A 19,814-nucleotide genomic window follows, 5' to 3' on the forward strand; every position below is an offset into this window, starting at 1 on the left:
ACCCTTGTCAGGCCTTGAGTTTCAGGGCCACCGAGGCGACCCGCTCTCCCAGCACCCGGCCGGTGGCCTTGTCCAGATCGGACAGTTCGAGCTGTCCGGCCTGGCCCATGGCGCCGCCGAACGAGCCGAGGCGGTTGAGGCCGGGAGGCTCGATGTTCGGCAGCAACCCGAGCGTCACCCACAGCATGCCGTGCTGGGCGGCGAGGATCTGGAAGTACTGGAGCGTGCCGAGCTTGTCGCCGCTCGGGGAGTTCGAAACGGTGAATCCGGCGGCCAGCTTGTCCTTCCAACCCTGGCCAAACCAGCGGCTGGCAGTGGCATCGGCGAAGGCCTTGAACTGCGCGGCCGGGCCACCCATGTAGGTGGGCGAGCCGAAAATGATCGCGTCCGCGGCATCCAGCGATGCGAGCAGCGCCTCGTTGGTGAAGCGGCCTTCGACAATGTCCTTGCCTTCGATGGCGTGGATCTCGGCGTCAATGCCGGCGACGGACTGCGCGCCTGTGAGCACGGCTTCCGCCATCTTGGCGGTATTACCGGTGCCGGAGAAATAAACGACGGCGGTTTTCATAAGAAGTGGGGAGTGGGAAGAGACATCAGGGCTGTCAGGTCCCTCCGCAATCCATCGGAGGAACCTGACAATCGGGGTTCAGGCACCCGGCTTGGCCTCGAGGTCGAGCTTGATCACGACCTGGTCCTTGATGGCGTTGTCCGCCATGCCCGGATAGGTGATGCCGAAGTCCTGGCGCTTGATGTTGAACTCGGAGGTGATCTTCACCGCCTCACCGTTCTTCGACACCGTGGCGGGGAACGAGATGTTCTTGGTCACGCCGTGAAGCGTGAAGTTGCCGGAAACGGTGTAGCTGGTGTCCGAGTTCTTCTTCAGCTCGGTGACATCAAAGGTGGACTGCGGGAACTTCGCGACGTCGAAGAAGTCGGGAGACTTCAAGTGGCCGGTGAGCTTCGCCGAACCTTCTTCGTTTCCGCCATCGGCCCAGGTCGAGCTCATGTCGATGGTGACCTTGTGATCGTTACCGACCGGCGCGCCGTCCTTCACGGTGAAGTAACCGTTGAAGGTCTTGAAGCCGCCGGGATGGCTGGCGGTGACCTTCGCTCCGATGAAGTCGATCTTCGAATTCGGCGTGAACGTGTACTTCGTGCCGCCGGCGGCACCGGTGTCGGACTTGGCCACGGCATCCTTCACGTCGGCCTTGGCGGTGTTCTTGGCCGGGTCGTTGCAGGAAACGAGGCCGAGTGCGAGGAGGGCGGCGGAGCCCAGGAGCATGGTGGTTTTCATATCAGTGTCTGTTTTGGTTGATCGTTGGTTAGAGAGCACGGTTTCAGCCGATGTCAAAAAGAAGGGCCTCCAAGGGTTCGGTGCCGGCGGCGATGGTGTAGGTGCCGGCGGTTTCCGAAGAGATCGCGTCGCCGCCGTTCAGATCGACATCTTCGACCTTCGCGGAACCCCGCGCCACATGCAGCCACAGGCCGCGGCCATCCGGCAGCTCGTGGGTGATGGATTGGCCGGGAGCCAGCTTCACCCGGTAGATGTCCGCGTCCTGGTGGATGGTGGCGGAATTGTCACGGCCGTCCGGCGAGATCACGAGGACCTTGGGATCGTTTTCCGTGCCGGGCGCGGGCTTCCATTCGGTGTAGCCGGGCTCGAGCTGGCGCTCGCGGGGCATGATCCAGATCTGGAGCATGTGGGTCCAGTTCTTGGCCGAGGGATTGAACTCGGAATGGAGCACGCCCTTGCCGGCGCTCATGAGCTGGATCTCACCGGGATTGAGCACGCGCTTGTTACCCATGGAATCCTGGTGGGCGAGCTGCCCGTCGAGCACGTAGGAGAAGATCTCCATGTCGCGATGCGGGTGGCTCGGGAATCCTCCCTGCGGGGCGATGCGGTCGTCATTGATGACGCGCAGCGAGCGGAAGGCCATGTGGGCGGGATCGTAGTAGTCCGCGAAGGAGAAGGTGTGGTAGCTGTCGAGCCAGCCGTGGTCGGCATGGCCTCGTTCTTCACTGCGGCGGACGGTCAGCGTCGGGTTCGTTTTCATGGGTTCATCATGCCAGAAATCCGGATTCTGGATAATGCCCGCTCGTCAGGCTGAGCATATGGTTGAGGCATGGGTTCCCTCGTCGTGATTTGTCTGGCCACCCCTGAACCACACCGGCAGCGTCCGCTCCATGGCCACGCAAACGATTGGAGACGAAGCCAAAAGTGACGGCATCATGCTCATGGTGCTCGGAGGCGCCCTTTGCATCTGGCTCGCCTCAGGTCAGCACTGGCTGGTGGCGACCGAAACTGCCACCCTCATCGTCGCGGGGCTGCTGCTCCACCGGCACAAGATCGCCGGCATCTATCTCACCCTCGGGATGGTTCTTGCAATGAGCGTCTACAACCTCTCGGTCCTCCTCCGGAAAGGCCTCGGCATCAAGACCGCCATTGGTCTCCTACTATTCGTGGGCCTCTGGCAGTGCTGGCGGAAATACGGACGCATCCTCCGGAACCAGGCGACCTGGGATGATCCGCTGGTTCCCCATGAAACCCTTCCGCCCGATTCCGAGGAATCCGACGACACCCCGATGATCTCAATCGTCCTGCTCCGGCGCCACGCCTTGCCACTCGATGAGGACACCCTTTCCGCCGCCGTTCGCCGGGCCTGGAGCCATCCGCAAAAAGCCGGAGATGACGAGGAGTTGTTCGCGGTGGGTGAGGGCTTCTTGTTCATCGTGCGCAATGGAATGGGACTTTGGACGGTGCACAACCGAGCCCACCCTTACTTTGACGACGTCGAACCCGTCATTGCGTCGATTCCTGAAATGCGGCTGCAGAAAGCCGTTCGGGATCACGGTGCCTGGTTGTCGATCGATCTGACGGCGCCATTCGACAAATCGCTGCCGGCAGAATCGTTCTACCCCCACATTTTCCGGCTACTCCGCGAACTCGCTGACGGTGATACCTTGGCGATCTTCCGCCCCGAAACCGGGCAGATCAACGTGTGGGACGACGAGGTCGCGGCCAAGCTGTGCGGCCCGGAACCGCTTCAAGACTTCACCCAACGGTCCCAGCCGCCGGTGATCCATGTCGAAGACGATGATCCCCTGATGGTGGCCGCGGTCACCGAAGCCCGGGCTTCGTTCCCCGATTTCAGGAAGCGTTGGCTCGAACGGGACAACGGCGAGAGATTCCTCGTGAAAGGGCCGGTGCGTTCTGGAAACCGACAGGAATACATCTGGTTCTCCGTGACCGACCTCTCGGAGGAAACTGCCTACGGAACGCTGGAAAACGAACCGGTGGATCTCAACGGGCTGAAGCTCGGGGATCCGGTCGCCCTGGATCTCGCCGATCTCAACGACTGGGCCTTTCTGCCAGCCGATGGCACCAAGCCTCTGGGGTTCCACACGGTGAAGGCGGTGGATGCCGTGGGCAAACGGACTCTTGAGGCCGCCGATGGAAGTTGACCCACGTCTTGCGAGCCGTGACTTTCGGCCCATGGAACTGCGTCAGTTGCGGGCATTTGCGGAGACAGCGGAGGCGGGTAGCATCACTGCCGCCGCCAAGGTGCTGCGCCTCACGCAACCCGCACTCAGCCGCCAGATCAAGGCGCTGGAGGAGGAACTCGGCGTGAGCTTGTTCGAGCGCGGCGCACATTCGGTCACACTGACACCGGCCGGTGAAGTGCTGCGCGGCGAGACGGTGAAGCTGCTGAAGTTCACCGATGCGATGGTGCAGAAGGTGAAAGCCGAGGCCGATGGCGAACCGCTGCGCGTGGGCTATTCCCCTTCCCTTGCTTCCGATTTCCTTTCCATCGCCATCGAGCGCTTCACCCAGCTCCATCCGCGGGTGCGGATCACGCTTCACGATTGGTCGAGCGCGGAAATGCGCGATGGCATCGCGGCGGGCAAGCTGGACCTGATGGTCACCGCGCCGTGCCCGGGTGAGGCGATCCGCTGGGAGCCGCTGCGCCATGTCGGCTGGCGCGTGCTGATTCCCGCCAGCCATCCGCTGGCAAAAAAGAAGCGCATCGACCCCGCGGATCTCGATGGCCAGCGCCTGCTGCTGTTCGAGCGCGAGGGCTATCCGGACTACTGGGACCGCGTGATCAAGTTTTTCAAAGAGCGGAACCTTCAGGCGAAGATCGCGGGGGAGTTCGATGGCATCGTCAGCCTCAGTGCCGCGGTAGAGGCCGGAATGGGGCTCGCCCTCGCGGCGGAAACCACCCGCATCAGCGGTGGTGCGGATGCGCGCATGGTGATGCGTCCGCTTTCCGAAGAACCGCTCACCACCAAGGTCAGCGCCGGTGTGGCCGCGACGGGTGAAGTGCCCGCACGGGTGCTGGCGTTCGTGGAAGAGTTGAAGGTGGCTGCGGGTTCGTGAGGAGAGCGGAAGGCTCCGGAGTTTCGAAGGCAAAATGTATGTAGTTCCTCCTTCAGGAGGGTGTCTGACGTATCGTTGCCCAACCCAGCCCTCCTGAAGGAGGAACTACGTACAAAGATCGCATCGCGACACGGAAGCCTCAACTCCTTGGAATAAACTCCGCCCGGTGGTATCAAACGGGATCATGAACCCGTACCTCTCCAAGGTCTGCTCCCGCCTTCACGTCCTTGAGGCACCCGGCCGGGATCTGGTGCTGCTGTTCCTCCGCCTCACCATCGGTGCGCAGTTTTTCCTCACCGGCAAGGGCAAGCTCGCGCACCTCGACAAGGTCGCCGGCTTCTTCGAAAGCCTGCACATCCCGGCACCGCATTTCCATGCGGTGCTTGTCTCGAACGTCGAGATGATCGGCGGGCTGTTGCTGGTGCTCGGCCTGGCCACCCGGCTCGCCGCCGTGCCGCTCACGATCTCGATGATCGTCGCCTATCTAACAGCGCATCTCAACGACGTGCTCCATCCTGAAGACGCTGCGGATGCCACCGGGTTCAGCGCGTTCATGACCCATGTCAGCGCCTTCATTGATCAGAAACCATTTCCGTTCCTGGTCGTCTGTCTGGTCCTGCTGGCTTTTGGCGCGGGACGCGTTTCTCTTGATCACCTGATCGGGAAACGGTGCTGCCACCACAAAGCGGCAGCACCCTGACAGACACCCAAAAGCTTACAAAGGCAGCTCGAAACCCTTGCGGTAATCGCCCTTCAGGAGGGCATTCGCCGCTTCGGCACCAGGGCCGGTGAAACGCTCCGCCTTCGCATCGACCGCGAGCGCGGCTCCGAGCTTCAGCGGGGTCTTCGCCGGATCGACGCCGTTCGCTTCCAGGTGCTTCGCCAGACGATCGATCGCTTCCTTCGCCGGATCGGCGAACGCGGAGCGGATCTTGTCCATCGGCGCATCGGCACCGGTGCGCCACGAGATGTTCCCGATATGCGCGAGGGCCGCGGACAAATGGCCGGACTCGGCGCTGTGGATGGAGCGCTGCTTGCCGGAATGAACCGCATCGATCCACTCCTGCATGTGCGACTTCGTCCCTTTGAACTCCTTCACCACCTTGCCGTCCTTGTCGAAGACCTCGCAACCCGCCGAGTGGCCGCCGGCAAGCCAGCCGCCCTCGCACTCGATGACATTGCCAATGGACTCGCCCTTGAATGCATCGCTGCCGCTCTTGTAGTCGACACCCTTCTTCGGCAGGCCGCGCACTTCGAAGAGCACCGGCACCGGATCGTAGTCGAGCCACACAAGCTGGGTGTTCGCCCAGTCGCCATCGTCCTCATAACCGACACGGCCGCCCACCGAGAGCACCGCCTTCGGCAAGGCTGGATCACCAATCGCCCAGCGGCAGACATCGAGCTGATGCGGTCCCTGGTTGCCCAGGTCGCCATTGCCATAGGGGAACTGCCAGTGCCAGTCGTAGTGGAACTTCGTGCGCTTCACCGGCAGCAGCTCGCGCGGGCCGCTCCACAGATCGTAGTCCACGGTTGCGGGCGGCTTCGCCGGCGCGCCGATCTTGCCGATGGACGGACGCGGCTTGTAGCAAAAGCCGCGGGCCAGGGTCATCCTGCCGATCTGGCCTTCCTTCAGCCATTCCAGCGCGTCCTCCCAGCAGGTCTCGGACCGGCGCTGGAAGCCGTGATGGATGTTCACCTTGTACTTCGCCTGCGCCTCCGCCAGCTGGCGGCCTTCCCACACGTTGTGGGACACGGGCTTCTCGACATAGACGTGCTTGCCATTCGCCGCCGCCGTCATGGCGATCAGCGTGTGGGTGTGGTTCGGCGTGGCGATCACCACCGCGTCCACCTCCTTCGACTCGCACAATTTACGATAGTCGCCGTACTTCGCCACCACCGTGCCCTTCTTCGCCAGTTCATCGGCGGTCTTGTCGAGCACGGCGGAGTCCGCGTCACAGAGCGCGACGAGACGGGCACCCTTCGCCTTCAGCAGCGAGTCGATGTGGGCCTTGCCGCGGCTGTTGAAACCGATCACGGCGACCCGCAGGTCTTCGTTCGCCCCGAGGGCGCGGGCGCGCGGAGACAAAAGGCACCAGGTGCCCGCGAAGGCGGAGGCGGTGAGGAAGTGGCGGCGGTTCATGGCGGGTTTACTTGGAGAAAGTGCTCCAACGGTCCGCCAGCTTCGCGCTGTCCGCGGTCCCATGATGGAGGACGACGAGATAACGGAACGCCAGCTTGTCTCCTTTCTTCAAGACGTGCTGCCCGAGTGTCTTGTCCTTCTTGCCCTCGAAATCGTGGATGCCGAAGGGGTTCGCCGCGAGAAGACCGTAGTCGCGGGCGTGCCACCATGACGGGTGGCGGAAGTTCGAGGGATGATCCATCATCGCGATCACCGCAGGCTCGCCCTTTTCATCCGGGCCGGTGAAGGCGACCCAGTTCGAGCGCTTACCCCAGCAATCCTGGTCCGTGCGGCCCTCGCTGTCCGCGATGTGGCCCTTGGCGGTTTCGCCCTTGAGGCGCAGCGTGCGATCCACACGCAGGCCGCAGAAGCCTTCCTTGGTATCGCCGAACAAGGTTTCCGCCCCGGCGGACTCCATCACGGTGGCGAGCTCGATCTCCGTGGTCTCGGCCTCGGCCTTGCGGATCGTATAAGTGCGCTTTTCCGTGAGGCGGTCGGTGCCATCCGCAGTCCAGACGAGATCCACGGTGAAGGTGGCGGAACGTTCATCCGCCTTCACGCCGGAGAAGCCCTTGTGGACGATCTTCGGCTCACCTTTCTTGCTGGTCCACGCCCAGAAGTCGAAGCCATCGACATCCCCGTAGGAAAGCCAGAAGGAACGGTGGTGCGGGTGGTCGCGCTCCTCGCCGGGAGCGACGTCCTTCTCCATCGGCCAGTGCCGGGAAAGCGTCGCTCCGCCGGGCGAAAGCAGCGGAGCCAGATACGGCGTGCGGGCATCGGTGCGGTATTCCGTCACCAGTTTGTCGCCGTCGAACACCTTGAGGGAGCCGTTGCCGGCTTCGGTGCGGAACGCCGCCGAAGCAGGCAGGACCGCTGCGAAAAAGAGGGGTAGCAGGATTTTCATAATTGAATGCAATAACAACAGAGCCGTTGGAGAATGAGAGTATTTCTAAACGGAGCGCCAGCATTGATTTTTTCGGGAATATCCAAAAGCTGGAAATCTCCCATTCCCAGCCGATGAGCGAATTCCAGGAACTGGTCGACGCCCACTACCAACCGTTGTTCCGGTTTGCAGTGTCGCTGACCCGTGACCCGGACCGGGCGGCCGACTTGGTACAGGAAACCTTCTGCACCTGGGCGGAAAAGGGCGACCAGCTCCGCGACCGCTCGAAGGCCAAGACCTGGCTCTTCACCACCCTGCACCGCGAGTTCCTGGCCCAGCGCCGCCGCGCCTCCCGCTACTCGGACGAGCCGGTGGAGTCGCTCCACGGCACCCTGGCCTCCAGCGAAGACGATGCCGATCGCCAGATGGACGGCCAGCGCGCGCTCGAACTGCTCGGCTCGCTCGATGAAACCTTCCGCGCCCCCCTCGCCCTCTTCTACCTCCAGCAGCACAGCTACAAGGACATCGCCGAAATCCTCGAAATCCCCATTGGCACGGTCATGTCGCGCATCTCCCGGGCAAAGGAAATGCTGCGCCGCCAGATGACCGCGGAACCGGCCAGCGCGCCGAAAAACATCCTCCAACTCAACCCGGAGGCCCTGCGACAGCACCATGGATAAGGAACACGCCCGTTTCGTTCTACGCAGCTTCCGCCCGGAGGGCGCGGACGCCGGCGATCCGGACTTTGCCGGGGCGCTCCGCCTCGCCGCGGAGGATCGTGAACTGGGCGAGTGGCTGGCCGGAGAACGTGCCCGCGATGCCGCCTTCTCGGATGCGCTCGGCCGCGTGCCGATCCCCGCCGACCTGCGCGAGGACATCCTTGCCGGATTCGCCGTAGCCCGTGGCGAACTGCCGCTGCCGCATGACGATCTCGACCGCGCCTTCATTTCCGCACTGGCTGCCGTCCAACCGCCGCCAAACCTGCGCGCGGACATCCTCGCGGCGATGACCGCACAACCGTCCGCGCCGGTGGTGAGGAAGCCGTTTCCCTGGTTCCGCATCGGCCTGCCGGTGGCCGCGGCCGCCGGGGTGGCGCTGGCCTTCCTGCTGCCGAAGATCCTTCCCGGCTCTGGATCTGGCAGGAGCCATTCCACCGTCCGCACCGATGCCCGCGTGCCGGTTTCCGCCGTCCAGGCCGGGTTCTTCAAAACCTTCGAGTCCCCTTCCTTCGATCTGGAGCAGAAGGACTCCAACCATCAGGTGCTGTTCCGCCATCTGGATAAAAAGGACCTCCCCTGCCCCGGCTGCACCTGCCTGCCGAAGGGTCTGGAAAACGTGCCCGGCATCGGCTGCCGCGAACTCATCATCGATGGCAAGCGCGGCTCGCTGATCTGCTTCAACCGCGGTGAAGACGGCATCGTCCACTTCATCATCTTCCGCCGCGAGGATATCAAGGACGCCTGCCCCAGCGGTCAGGCACCGAAGTTCTCCCGTGCCGGCGAATGGTCCGTGGCGACCTGGTCGGACAGCAACGACGTCTATATGCTGGTCGGCAAGACCGACGTGCGGAAGCTCGGCGGGCTGTTTTGACCCCCCTTGGCGACCGGTTTCAAACGGCGTTCGCCGATTCCGCCCCATACCCCGGCTTGCGCGGCGGCCAAGTCCGTGGTTTCTCCTCTGCATGGCCGACAACGCCGCCGACACATTCATCAAGATCCGGGGGCTCGAACAACGGTTCGGCAGCCAGCAGATCCTGCGCGGCGTGGACATGGACATCCACCGCGGCGAGACCCTCTGCCTGCTCGGCGGCTCCGGCGGCGGCAAGTCGGTGCTGGTGAAACACCTGCCCGGCCTGCTCAGACCGCGCAAGGGCACCATCCATGTCGATGGCGTGGAAATCGGCTGCCTGAAGGAACGCGAGTTCGGACCGATCCGGAAAAAGATCGGCATGATGTTCCAGGGCGGCGCCCTGTTCGACTCCCTCACCGTCGCCCAGAACATCGCCTTCCCGCTGCGGGAACAGGGCATGAAGGATGACAAGGAGATCAACCGCCTCGTCAGCGAGGCGCTGGAGATCGTCCGCCTGCCCGGCCAGGAAAAAAAGATGCCATCCGATCTCTCCGGCGGCATGCGCAAGCGCGTGGCCCTCGCCCGCGCCGTGGTCTCCCGCCCCGAGTGTGTGCTCTACGACGAGCCGCACGCCGGTCTCGACCCCATCACCGGCGACTCGATCGACCACCTCATCAAGGACCTCCAGCACAATTACAACATCACCAACGTGGTCATCACCCACGAAATGCGCAGCGTGTTCCGCATTGCCGACCGCATCGTTTTCCTCAAGGAAGGACGCGTCTACTGGACCGGCTTGCCGGATGAACTCCAGAACACCGCCGATCCCGAGCTGCGCGCCTTCATCGAAGGCGACTCGGGCGAACCCTGGGACAACTGAATCCCTCTCCACCTTTCCCTTTTCGTCATGGCCAGTTCCGAACGCCGCACCGAACTCTTCGTCGGGCTCTTCTTCCTTGTCGGCCTGCTCCTGCTGGGCGGGCTCATCATCCAATTCGGCCGCTTCGGCGACCGCATCCGCGGGCACTATGAAGTCACCGTGATCTTCGATGACGCGTCCGGCCTGATCAAAGGCTCCGAGGTCCGCATGGGCGGCGCGAAGATCGGCAAGGTCGCTGCGGCGCCTGAACTCAATGAGGCAGTGAAGGTCCAGGTGGTTCTGTCCGTCGATGACCGCATCCGCATTCCCAGCGGCTCCAACATCCAGATCGCCTCCGCCAGCCTGCTGGGCGACAAGCTCGTGGTGATTACCCCGCCGGTGGAAAAAACCGGCGCCTACCTCGAACCCAATCAGACGGTCTTTGGTGGCGCTCCCGGCGGTCTCGATGCGATCGCCGACCAAGCCACCAAAGTAACGGAAGATGTCCGCCGCCTGATGAAGAACACGGAGGGCACCGTGATCAAAATCGACTCCGCGGTGGACGACCTGCGCGCCGTCACCGGTCGTCTCGGTGAAACGGTGGAGAAGGTGAATGTCTCGATCCTTTCCGACAAGAACCTCGCGAATGTCGACGACACCATCGCCAACCTGAAGGACGCCACCGCCGAGTGGAAGAAGGCCAGCACCGAACTCCAGCCGGCCATCGCCGATGCCCGCGAGGCGATCCATTCCATCCAAAAAGCCGCCGATGGCGCGGACAAGGCCATCACCGACATCCGCCCCGCCTTCAAGGAAGTGCCGAAGGCCGTCGATGCCATCGCCAATGCCGCCGACAGCATCGGCCACGCGGTTTCCAAAGCCGAGAAGAGCGAGGGGCTTCTCGGTGCCCTGGCCTACGACAAGGACACCGGCACCGACGCCCGCACCTTCATCCGCAATCTCCGCCAGCGCGGCATCCTCCGCTACAAGGACGCGGAGATGGAGGACGAGAACGACCCGCGCAACCGCTTTCGCGGCAAGCGCCGCTGATGCTGTCACATGCCGACAGGCGCCTCTGACAATCCCTACGCCACGCCATCCGCCGGAGCCGAACCGCCGGATGCGCCCGCCTCCCATGGCTGGAAAATGCGGAACGCGCGGCTCTGGGTGGCGAACGGGGCGCTGCTGCCGATGATCGATCCGCTTACCGGTGGTACCGCGGACCGCATGATCCTGCGCCGCCTCACACTGCGGCTGTATCCCTGGTGGTTCCACCTGCTGCTGCCGGTGGCTGCCTCATTGGGAGCCGCGGGTTTCTGGGATCAGAATGCACTCATGGGAGCCATCACCGGAGGCATCATGGGTTTGTTCGCCATGAGCGTGGTCCATTGGTTCCTGCCCTCCTGCCACCTCCACGCCTTTTTCCTGAAGCCCACCATCCTGTCCCGGACGGTTCTCTCGTGCATCATGATGCTGTTGGTGGCCGGGTTCGTCTTTTCCCCCTACGAAGACGAGTTGTGGTGGATCAAGGCGGTGTGTGGCGGAACCTGGCTGATCCTGTATCTGCACACGCGTTTCATCCGCCGGGATCTTCGCTGCCGGAGAAGGGAAGCGGATCGGTTCGAAATCCGGGGTGTCCATCCCCTCGCCCTCGCACAACTGGTGATTGCTCCTACCACGTTGGAATCGCTGGTCGTGGAGAGACAGGCCGTTTCGTGACCTGAATTTGATACCTCCCCGGCAGACAATCTGCTAGGCACGGGGCATGTCCATCGAAGCCAATCCCTACGCCACTCCGGCAGCCGCAGCTCCTGCTCCCGTCACGGTGGTGGCGAGCAACGACCTGGTGCGCCGCGATGGGAAATTCCTGGTGGTGTGGGATGGGGCGGTGCTGCCGCCGCGCTGCGTGCGGACGAACGCCCCCATCAACCCGGAAGACTGGACGAAATCCAAGAAGATGGTCTTCACCCCGCCTTGGGTCTGGGCCTTGGTCCTGCTCAGTCCTCTGATCGCCATCATTGTGGCCGCGGTCATCCAAAAGCGTTTCACCCTCACCTACAGCCTGAGCAAGGCGGAGCGCGCCCGCTTCCGCAACCGCATGATCGGTGGCTGGCTCGGATTTTTCGCAGGCCTCGGCGGCATCGGTGCATCTATCGCTGCCTTTAGTTCCACCAATGCCTCTTGGCCGGGTTTTCTCTTGCTGGCCGCCATCGTGGTCATGTTCGGTGGCTTGGTTTTCGTCGCTCTGGCCAACGCCCTGAAACCCGTGCGCTTCCGGGATGGCTGGTTCGTGATCAAGGGCTGCTCGCCGGAGTTCCTCGATTCCATCGCGCCACAGTAAGCGTCACCGCAAAAAGAAAGCCGGAGGCCGCGGAACGGCACTCCGGCTCGAAAAGACCCGGGTCGATCACTTCGGAAGAACCACGCCGAATTCCTTCGGGCTGAGCTCCTCGTTGGCATCGCGGTCGCGCTGGGCGAAAAGGATCATCACCTTGCGCGTCGGCCAGACCTGCGGCTGGGTCAGGGCGAACTCGGAAGGATCGAGCGCATTGTCATGATCGAGATCCGCGGTGAGAAAGGTGTTCACCTTCGACGGCCGGCCGCCGTCCTTGCCACCACGGGAGGCGCGGTATTCCAGCTTGTCCAGATAGTTGTCCTGATTCTCGTCATTGTACTGGAAACGCCAGGCCACATCGACCCAGCGGGAACCGCGGGGCTGCGTGGCGAGGAATTCATCCAGCGAGAGGAAATTGTCGTGGTTGAGGTCCGCCCGGTCGAAAAGCTTGTCATACACGCTGGCGCTGATCGCGTGTGCTTCGGTCGGGAAGAGGCCGAGCCACAGCAATGCGGCTCCCAGAGTGGTGCGGAGAAGTGCCTTCATTGTTTAAGAAACCCAAAATATACCCGCTTCCGAACCTGTCAAGGGACCGGCCCCGGCGGCGGGTGGACGCGGCTCCCTACGACCGCTCCGCCGGTCCGTCAAGGCGCGCCACGTGTACGTGCGTCGACGGCATCGGCCCTCCCCCCGGAAAGCCGACACCGCCTGGGTTGCTGTTCCCAACACTGCCCTATCGTTTTCGCCTTAGCAGGGCCAAGGCACTGAAACCGACAAGACCGAAAATCGAAGGCTCCGGAACCTGGCTGATGTTCAGCCCGGAGACGGTGGCGAAGGTGGTGCCCAGACCGAGCACCGAGACATTGGCAATCCCGCTGCCGCTGAAGCGGATCGAGGCCGGATTGGAGTTCACCGTGTTGCCGGTGGTGAAATCAATGGTCGCGACTCCCGAGGGAACGCCGCTGCCCAACAGGCCGACGACATCCACCAGCGTGCCGCTGCTGGCCGTGCCGATGTTGGTGCCCGCTCCATCCAGCAGTTCGACGTGGAACTGCGGCAACACCGCGACGCCGGAGTCCAGCAGGCCGTTGGAACCATCCAGCAGGAAGCTCACCCGGTAGGTGGTGTTCGGCTGGAGGATCAACTGGCTGCCCACCTTGTCGAAGGTGGCGGTGGAGGACCAATCCACGGTGAGGCCGGTGAGACCGGCATTGAGCAGGTCACCGACCAAACCGGTATTCACCACTCCGAACTGGAGCGAGGAACCGGTCAGGTTGATGCGCGCGCCGCTTTCCGAAGCACCGAGCAGGATGCTGGCGCCACCATTGGCGGTGGCATCCCAGTAGGTGCCCAGAGGACCGGTGGCGGAGCCGCCGACGGTCAGCAAGAGCGAGTTCGCGGGGTTGACGGTGACATTCGATCCATTGGGACCGAAGAGGTCGGAGTAGTTGGTCCCATTGACCAAGGATTGGGCTGACAAGAGGGGGGTTAGAGCCAGTCCGCAGAGGAGGGTGAACGCGGATTTCATGGGACACGACAAGTCTCATGAATTGATAGTTAAGACAACCTTACCTAACTACCAATCAGTTATGCCTAACCATAAGCAAATGATCGGATCGAAAGCCACCGCCGCAGCGGATGGACCTGCAATCAGGCCGGGATTTGCTTGTAGGCTTCCACCAGCCAGGAGGCCATTTCAGTCACCGCTTCGTTCTTCTCACCCTCCCGCATATGGAGGCCGTACGCATAGGCGTTTGGCAGGACCTCGCTGAAGAGAGCCCGTTTCTCCACGGACAGGCCGCTGGAATCAAACGGAGCTTCCGAACTGCCCGGGCTCAGGCTGATGCCATATCCCGCCTGACAAGCTTGGAAAGCCTCCCGCGCGGTATCGAACTCCAGGATATCGGCCGGGGTGGCGCCATAGGCACGGCGGCACCAGTCCTCCACGAAATGCCGGAAGCCCGGAACAAGCCGTTCCGAACCCACGAGCAGGGTGGTGCCGAGCACGTCCGCCAGATTGAATGCCTCCGGGGACATTTGATAGTGATGCGGAGCCCACATGGCGGACAGGCCCGCTTCGCGCCGCAATTCGATCCTCTTGAGTCCCAGCGGAGGATCGCTCTGGAGAAAAACGCCGGAGAACGCCAGATCGCATTCGAAGTGGCGGAGGCGCTCGGACCACGGGGATCCGGTACGGGAATCCACCCGCTCCACCTGCACGTGATCCGGAATCCGCTGCTCAAGAGCCGCCGCCAGTTTCTCGCCCTGGGTGGAGTGGTCGATCCACACCCGCACCCGCCCGGCGAAGGACCGCTGCTGCTGGGTGAGCCGCCGCCCCATGGCCTCGTGGCTCTCCACGCAGCGCCGCGCGCAGTCGAGGACCTTTTCCCCATAGCTGGTCAGCACCGCCCGCTCCGCGGAGCGGGTGAACAACATCAGCCCGAAGGTGTTCTCCAATCGGGCGATGCGCTGGCTGACCGCGGGCTGGCTGATGCCGAGGGTTTGGGCGGTTTCGGTGAAGTGGCCGTTTTCCGCCAGCAGGACGAAGGTCTTCAGCTCGTCGATATCAAACTGAATGCTCATGCAGCTTCAAGGTCGAGCTGGCTTTGTGAAGAGCGTGTTCCAGGCAGCCATACGGGTGCTGGATCAGGAAGCTCGCCCGCACGGGAATAGGCGACAACAGATTGAGGGAATGCCAGTGGATCTCCGGCGAGGAGGTTCCCGCCGCGGGAGCGGGCGCGATCACCGCCTGGAGGCTTCCATTCGCGGGATCGGTCGTCCACTCGCGGAACTGGGTGGTGGTAACCTGACGGCCTATGCCACCTCCCGCCATCTCGATGGCCTGCAACCACTCGCGGCTGGCAGCGCGCAAATCCGGAGCGTGCAAGGCCCAGGGGGTCACTTCCGAAAGATCCGAAAGATCCCTTACGGCGAAGCCCGGTGTCAGGCAACCCAGGCTCAACGCCAGAGGCGCGAGATGCACCGTGGCCACCCTCTTGCTGCCCGGACTGACGAGACCGACGTAAACGTCGCAAGCCCCGGACTCCACCAGCGTACGCTCCTGGCCGGTGGAAACTTCCATGAACGTCACCCGGAAACGGGCGTCCTGGCGCAGCAGATTGTACAGGCGGACGAAATAGGCGGTCTCGAAAAACCAGCGCTGGGCTCCGATGCGGAGCAAGCGTCCGGTTTCCCGGATTTCGGAGACGTATTGCTGCAGGGACTCCATCTCCTGAAGGAATCCCGACATCTCCTCATTCAGGCGATCGGCGTGGGAAGTCGGTTGGAATTTTCCGCGGCTTTCACGGTCGAACAAGGGAACCCCGAGTTCCCCTTCCAACGCGGTCACGATGCGCTTCACATTGGAAGCGCTGGTCCGCAACCGCATCGCCGCCTGACTCATCGAGCATTCAGTCAGTACGGCTTTGAAGACTTGGAGGTAGTGAGCATCCAGTGGCATGGATTGGCTTGGGTTGGGGAGGGAGAGCGGTGGCGAGTAAACAACAAAGATGGAAATACCTCCATCTTTTATCAATAAATACGCGATATTTATGATTAGGGATTCTTGGGAGGATGGAGAATGGTTTCAATTTCGGCCATCATGGGCATAAAATCGGCCATAAGTGGGGGTTTGCGTCCGAATAAGTGGATACGTTGAAAGATCGCCAAGCTTAACAGATTGCTTCCATTTTCAGTCCGGGAGAGCTCTTTTGTCATCGCTACGCACAAGAACATCTGCCAAACCTACTCCGGCAGTTAACGTCTCGGAGTTATGGAAAATACGATTCCGCCACAGCAGCTTGAGCAGGATACTTATGCGGCGGAACACGCGTGAATACGGAAGATCGAGTCGTTGTCATGAACGGCTTTGGAATGGCTCTGGGGGTCCGATCTCCCGGGGGCTGGAAGAACAAAAAAGTAAAGTTGTCTAAAGCATTTTCAGTTGGCAAGGGTGACCTCACCTCCCACCCGATCACGTAGGATGGCAGGCACCGTTCCTTGCCCTTTCGGACGGCATGGCTACGCTGGGCCGTCCCGATGTCCGATTCGTTCGTCCACCTCCACCTCCACACCGAATATTCCCTCCTTGATGGCATGATCCGCACCAAGGATCTGGCCAAGAAGGCGGTGGACTACGGCATGCCGGCGGTGGCGATGACCGACCACGGCAACCTCTACGGAGCGATCGAATTCTACCAGTCCTGCAAGAAGGCCGGGGTGAAGCCGATCTTCGGCTGCGAGATCTACCTCGCGCCAACCTCCCGCCACGACAAGCGCGATCTGGTGGGCCGCAAGCGCGCCACCCACATGACCCTGCTGGCCCGGGACGAGGAGGGCTGGCACAATCTCAGCAAGCTGGTCTCACTGGGCCACCTTGACGGTCTCTACTACGGCAAGCCACGGGTGGATTACGAATCCCTCTCCCAATTCTCCAAGGGCGTGACCTGCCTCTCCGGCTGCATTTCCGGTCCGGTGAACGAATGGCTGCTGGCGGGCGACGAGGACAAGGCCCGCGAGACGCTGGCGACCCTCCGCGATATCTACGGCCGGGAACATACCTGGGTGGAGATCCACAACCACGGGCTGGAGGCGCAGCAGAAGGTGACCCCCGGGCTGCTGAAGCTGGCGAAAGACCTGGAGCTGCGTCCGGTGGCCGCCAATGACGTCCATTTCCTCAATCGCGACGACCATGAGGCGCACGACGTGATGATCTGCATTGGTACCGGCCACCTGCTGATCGACGAGAACCGCATGCGCTACACGCCGGAGGTCCATTTCAAAACCGCAGCGGAGATGCGCGAGTTGTTCCGCGACATTCCCGGTGCCTGCGATGCCACGCTGGAGATCGCCGAGCAGTGCAACGTGGCCATCAAGCTGGACTCCACCAGCTCCGAGAAATACCCGCAGTTCCCGACTCCGGATGGCTCCCCGCGCGAAGAGTATCTGATGCGCGTCTGCCAGCAGGGCATGGTGAAACGCTACGGCGAGGAAGGCGCCACCGATCCGGAGAAGATGACCCGCCTGAAGTACGAGGTGGACATCATCAACCAGCTCGGATTCGCGTCCTACTTCCTCATCACCGCGGACTTCATCCAGTGGGCCCGCGACCACGACATCCCGGTGGGTCCGGGCCGTGGTTCGGCCGCCGGTTCGCTGGTGGCGTACTCGATGGGCATCACGGACATCTGCCCGCTCCAGTTCGGCCTGTTGTTCGAACGCTTCCTCAATCCGGAACGCGTCAGCCCTCCCGACGTCGACATCGACTTCTGCCAGAGCCGCCGCCCGGAGGTCATCGACTACGTGCGCCACAAATACGGCGAGCGTAGTGTTTCCCACATCATCACCTACGGCACGCTCGGCGCGAAGAGCGTGCTGCGGGACGTGGCCCGCGTGATGGGCGTGTCCTACGGTGAGGCCGACCGCATCGCCAAGATGATCGAGGCCAAGCCCGGCATCAGCCTCGATGGCGAGTGGAAGGCGAAGCCAGAGATCAAGGAGATGATCGAGAGCTCCTCGACCTACCAGGAGCTGTGGGGCTATGCGCTGAAGCTGGAAGGCCTGGTCCGCAACGTGGGCGTCCACGCCGCCGGGGTGGTGATCGGCGACCGTCCGCTGGACGAGCACGTCCCGCTCACCCGCGCGAGTGAAGGTGAAGTCGTGACCCAGTACGACATGGGCGCGATCACCGAGGTGGGCCTGTTGAAGATGGACTTCCTCGGACTGAAGAACCTTACCGTCATCCAGGACGCTGTGGAGCACATCAAGGTGCACACGCCGGATTTCGACATCACCAAGGTGCCGCTGGATGACCAGCCGACCTTCGACCTGCTGAACCGCGGCGAGACGATGGGCGTGTTCCAGCTTGAATCCGGCGGCATGGTCGAAACCTGCCGCAAGTATCAGATCGAGAAGATCGATGACATCATCGACCTTCTCGCGCTCTACCGCCCGGGTGCCATGCAGTTCATCGACCAGATGATCGAGGTGAAGAAGGGCCGCAAGCAGGCGGTCTACGAGCACCCGCTTCTGGAAAAGGTCTGCGGCAATACCTATGGCGTCATGATCTACCAGGAGCAGGTGCAGAACGCCGCGAAGCTGCTGGCGGGCTACACGCTCGGCGGCGCCGACCTTCTGCGCCGCGCGATGGGCAAGAAGGACCCGAAGAAAATGGCCGAGGAGCGATCGAAGTTCGTCTCGGGTGCCTTCACCACGAACGGCATCGGCGAGAAGCTGGCGAACCAGATCTTCGAGAAAATCGAGATGTTCGCGGGCTACGGCTTCAACAAGTCCCACTCCGCGTGCTACGGCCACATTTCCTACTGGACCGCCTACCTGAAGGCGAACCACCCGGTGGAGTTCCTCTCCGGCCTGCTTTCCAACGAAATCCACAACACCGACAAGATCGGCGTATTCGTGGCGGAGTGCCACCGCATGGGCATTGAGATCCTGCCACCGAACCTCAATGCCTCGAAGCTGCGCTTCGCTCCCGAAACCACGCCGTCCGGCGGCCGCGGTATCCGCTACGGTCTGGCCGCGATCAAGAACTGTGGCGAGGGCGCGATGGCCGCAGCGATCGAAGAACGCGAAACGAAAGGCCAGTTCTCATCCCTGGAAGACTTCGCCACCCGTCTGGATTCGAAGTCGGTGAACAAGCGCATTCTCGAAAACCTGGTGAAAGCCGGGGCGCTCGATTGGACTGAAGAAACCCGCGCGGGCATGTTCGGTCGCTTGGAGCAGGTGGTGGCTTCCGCTTCTTCCACCCAGAAGGACCGCGCCGCGGGACAGGTCTCGCTGTTCGATGCGCTCGACTTCGCCGCGCCTGCTCCGGCGGCCAAGGCTTCGGTCGCGAACGTGCCGGAGTGGTCGAAGGACGACCGCCTCGCACATGAGAAGGAGTTGCTCGGCTTCTACGTCACCGGTCATCCGCTGGACAAATTCCGCGGCGTGATCGACTCGGACCGCTATCACCGGTTGGGCTTGGTCGATGAACTGGACACTTCCAATCCGCGCGCGCGTTTCCCCTTCGCCGGGATGATCCGCAGCCTCGAATCAAAGGTCACCAAGACCGGCAAGCCATTCGGCGTGCTGATCCTGGAGGATTTCACCGGCAGCTCGGAAATCATGCTGTGGGGCGAGACCTTCGTGCCCGCCCGCGACAATGGCATTCTGGAAGCGGGCAAGATCATCAAGCTGAAGTGCTCCGTGCAGGTGGATGACCGCACCGGTGGTTATCGACTCACCGGATATGAGCTTAACGAGCTGAAGCCGAAGCGCACCTCCGAAGCCGCTGCTGCGAAAGGCCCGCTGGAGCTGACGCTGTGGACGACCCGCCACGGCGAGCGCGACATCGACCAGATCCGCAACGTGCTGGTCGAGCATCCGGGCCAGACGCCGGTGCTGCTGCACTTCCAGAACAGCGCCGGCCGCCGCGTGACCGTGGAGGCCGGGGAGAAGTTCCATGTCAAACGCACCCCGGCCTTGGTGGAGGCGCTGGATCGGTGGTTGGAGGAGTGAATGTAGTCGAAAGCTCTGCTTTCGAATGGTCTCCGCCAGCTCCTGTTGGCGGTGGTTCACCGGCCAGGCGATCTCCAACCCCAATGGGAAAGCTGG

General features: G+C 62.6%; 19 protein-coding genes. 10 read left to right on the top strand and 9 right to left on the bottom strand.

Features of this window, described 5'->3' with window-relative positions; translation table 11 throughout:
* Window positions 1-7 precede the first annotated feature (7 nt).
* From KBB96_RS16220 to KBB96_RS16230, 3 genes are all read right to left on the bottom strand, one after another.
* Window positions 8-568, bottom strand: a complete 561-nt coding sequence (locus KBB96_RS16220; RefSeq protein ID WP_211630541.1) for a flavodoxin family protein — start codon at window positions 566-568, stop codon at window positions 8-10.
* Window positions 569-646: 78 nt separating this feature from the next.
* Window positions 647-1,294, bottom strand: coding sequence for a YceI family protein (locus KBB96_RS16225; RefSeq protein WP_211630542.1), 648 nt, complete (start codon window positions 1,292-1,294; stop codon window positions 647-649).
* A 43-nt stretch (window positions 1,295-1,337) separates the two neighbouring features.
* Complete coding sequence (locus KBB96_RS16230) at window positions 1,338-2,054, bottom strand: pirin family protein (RefSeq protein ID WP_211630543.1); 717 nt, start codon at window positions 2,052-2,054, stop codon at window positions 1,338-1,340.
* Window positions 2,055-2,184: 130 nt separating this feature from the next.
* Here KBB96_RS16230 and KBB96_RS16235 point away from each other — a divergent pair, with 130 nt between their 5' ends.
* The 3 genes from KBB96_RS16235 to KBB96_RS16245 all read left to right on the top strand — a co-directional run bounded on the left by KBB96_RS16235 (window position 2,185) and on the right by KBB96_RS16245 (window position 5,078).
* Entirely contained in the window at window positions 2,185-3,462 is a 1,278-nt protein-coding gene (locus KBB96_RS16235) for a DUF2314 domain-containing protein (protein ID WP_211630544.1), read from the top strand.
* A 31-nt stretch (window positions 3,463-3,493) separates the two neighbouring features.
* On the top strand, window positions 3,494-4,378 hold the full coding sequence (locus tag KBB96_RS16240; RefSeq protein ID WP_211630545.1) for a LysR family transcriptional regulator: 885 nt from the start codon (window positions 3,494-3,496) through the stop codon (window positions 4,376-4,378).
* 184 nt (window positions 4,379-4,562) lie between these two features.
* A complete protein-coding gene (locus tag KBB96_RS16245; protein WP_211630546.1) occupies window positions 4,563-5,078 on the top strand; it encodes a DoxX family protein in 516 nt (171 codons plus the stop codon).
* 15 nt (window positions 5,079-5,093) lie between these two features.
* Here KBB96_RS16245 and KBB96_RS16250 read toward each other — a convergent pair whose 3' ends face one another.
* Both KBB96_RS16250 and KBB96_RS16255 read right to left on the bottom strand, forming a co-directional pair.
* A complete protein-coding gene (locus KBB96_RS16250) occupies window positions 5,094-6,518 on the bottom strand; it encodes a Gfo/Idh/MocA family protein (protein WP_211630547.1) in 1,425 nt (474 codons plus the stop codon).
* 7 nt (window positions 6,519-6,525) lie between these two features.
* Window positions 6,526-7,461: a DUF6807 domain-containing protein gene (locus KBB96_RS16255; RefSeq protein WP_211630548.1), complete on the bottom strand. Its 936-nt coding sequence runs from the start codon at window positions 7,459-7,461 to the stop codon at window positions 6,526-6,528.
* Window positions 7,462-7,574: 113 nt separating this feature from the next.
* Between KBB96_RS16255 and KBB96_RS16260 the strand changes: the two genes are divergently transcribed.
* From KBB96_RS16260 to KBB96_RS16285, 6 genes are all read left to right on the top strand, one after another.
* A complete protein-coding gene (locus KBB96_RS16260) occupies window positions 7,575-8,120 on the top strand; it encodes an RNA polymerase sigma factor (protein WP_211630549.1) in 546 nt (181 codons plus the stop codon).
* The gene (locus KBB96_RS16265) at window positions 8,113-9,030 is read left to right on the top strand and encodes a hypothetical protein (RefSeq protein WP_211630550.1); all 918 of its coding nucleotides are present in this window, start codon (window positions 8,113-8,115) and stop codon (window positions 9,028-9,030) included. The genes KBB96_RS16260 and KBB96_RS16265 overlap by 8 nt, the downstream gene beginning before the upstream one ends.
* 91 nt (window positions 9,031-9,121) lie before the next feature.
* Window positions 9,122-9,889, top strand: coding sequence for an ABC transporter ATP-binding protein (locus tag KBB96_RS16270; protein ID WP_211630551.1), 768 nt, complete (start codon window positions 9,122-9,124; stop codon window positions 9,887-9,889).
* A gap of 27 nt (window positions 9,890-9,916) precedes the next feature.
* Window positions 9,917-10,918: an MlaD family protein gene (locus KBB96_RS16275; RefSeq protein WP_211630552.1), complete on the top strand. Its 1,002-nt coding sequence runs from the start codon at window positions 9,917-9,919 to the stop codon at window positions 10,916-10,918.
* Window positions 10,919-10,927: 9 nt separating this feature from the next.
* Window positions 10,928-11,587 (top strand): hypothetical protein, encoded by a 660-nt coding sequence (locus tag KBB96_RS16280; RefSeq protein ID WP_211630553.1) that lies wholly within the window; start codon window positions 10,928-10,930, stop codon window positions 11,585-11,587.
* A gap of 46 nt (window positions 11,588-11,633) precedes the next feature.
* Complete coding sequence (locus KBB96_RS16285) at window positions 11,634-12,209, top strand: hypothetical protein (RefSeq protein ID WP_211630554.1); 576 nt, start codon at window positions 11,634-11,636, stop codon at window positions 12,207-12,209.
* Between the two features lie 66 nt (window positions 12,210-12,275).
* Here KBB96_RS16285 and KBB96_RS16290 read toward each other — a convergent pair whose 3' ends face one another.
* The 4 genes from KBB96_RS16290 to KBB96_RS16305 form a co-directional block, all read right to left on the bottom strand.
* Complete coding sequence (locus KBB96_RS16290; RefSeq protein ID WP_211630555.1) at window positions 12,276-12,749, bottom strand: EF-hand domain-containing protein; 474 nt, start codon at window positions 12,747-12,749, stop codon at window positions 12,276-12,278.
* A 187-nt stretch (window positions 12,750-12,936) separates the two neighbouring features.
* Window positions 12,937-13,731, bottom strand: coding sequence for a hypothetical protein (locus KBB96_RS16295; RefSeq protein WP_211630556.1), 795 nt, complete (start codon window positions 13,729-13,731; stop codon window positions 12,937-12,939).
* 122 nt (window positions 13,732-13,853) lie between these two features.
* Window positions 13,854-14,786 (bottom strand): LysR family transcriptional regulator, encoded by a 933-nt coding sequence (locus KBB96_RS16300; RefSeq protein WP_211630557.1) that lies wholly within the window; start codon window positions 14,784-14,786, stop codon window positions 13,854-13,856.
* Window positions 14,770-15,663 carry a LysR family transcriptional regulator gene (locus KBB96_RS16305; RefSeq protein WP_211630558.1) on the bottom strand — a complete coding sequence of 298 codons (894 nt, stop codon included), beginning with the start codon at window positions 15,661-15,663 and terminating at the stop codon, window positions 14,770-14,772. Before KBB96_RS16305 ends, KBB96_RS16300 begins: the two co-directional genes overlap by 17 nt.
* 578 nt (window positions 15,664-16,241) lie before the next feature.
* Here KBB96_RS16305 and dnaE point away from each other — a divergent pair.
* Window positions 16,242-19,718 carry a DNA polymerase III subunit alpha gene (gene dnaE, locus KBB96_RS16310; RefSeq protein WP_211630559.1) on the top strand — a complete coding sequence of 1,159 codons (3,477 nt, stop codon included), beginning with the start codon at window positions 16,242-16,244 and terminating at the stop codon, window positions 19,716-19,718.
* Window positions 19,719-19,814 lie beyond the last annotated feature (96 nt).

It is taken from the genome of Luteolibacter ambystomatis, assembly GCF_018137965.1.
Lineage (GTDB): Bacteria > Verrucomicrobiota > Verrucomicrobiia > Verrucomicrobiales > Akkermansiaceae > Luteolibacter > Luteolibacter ambystomatis.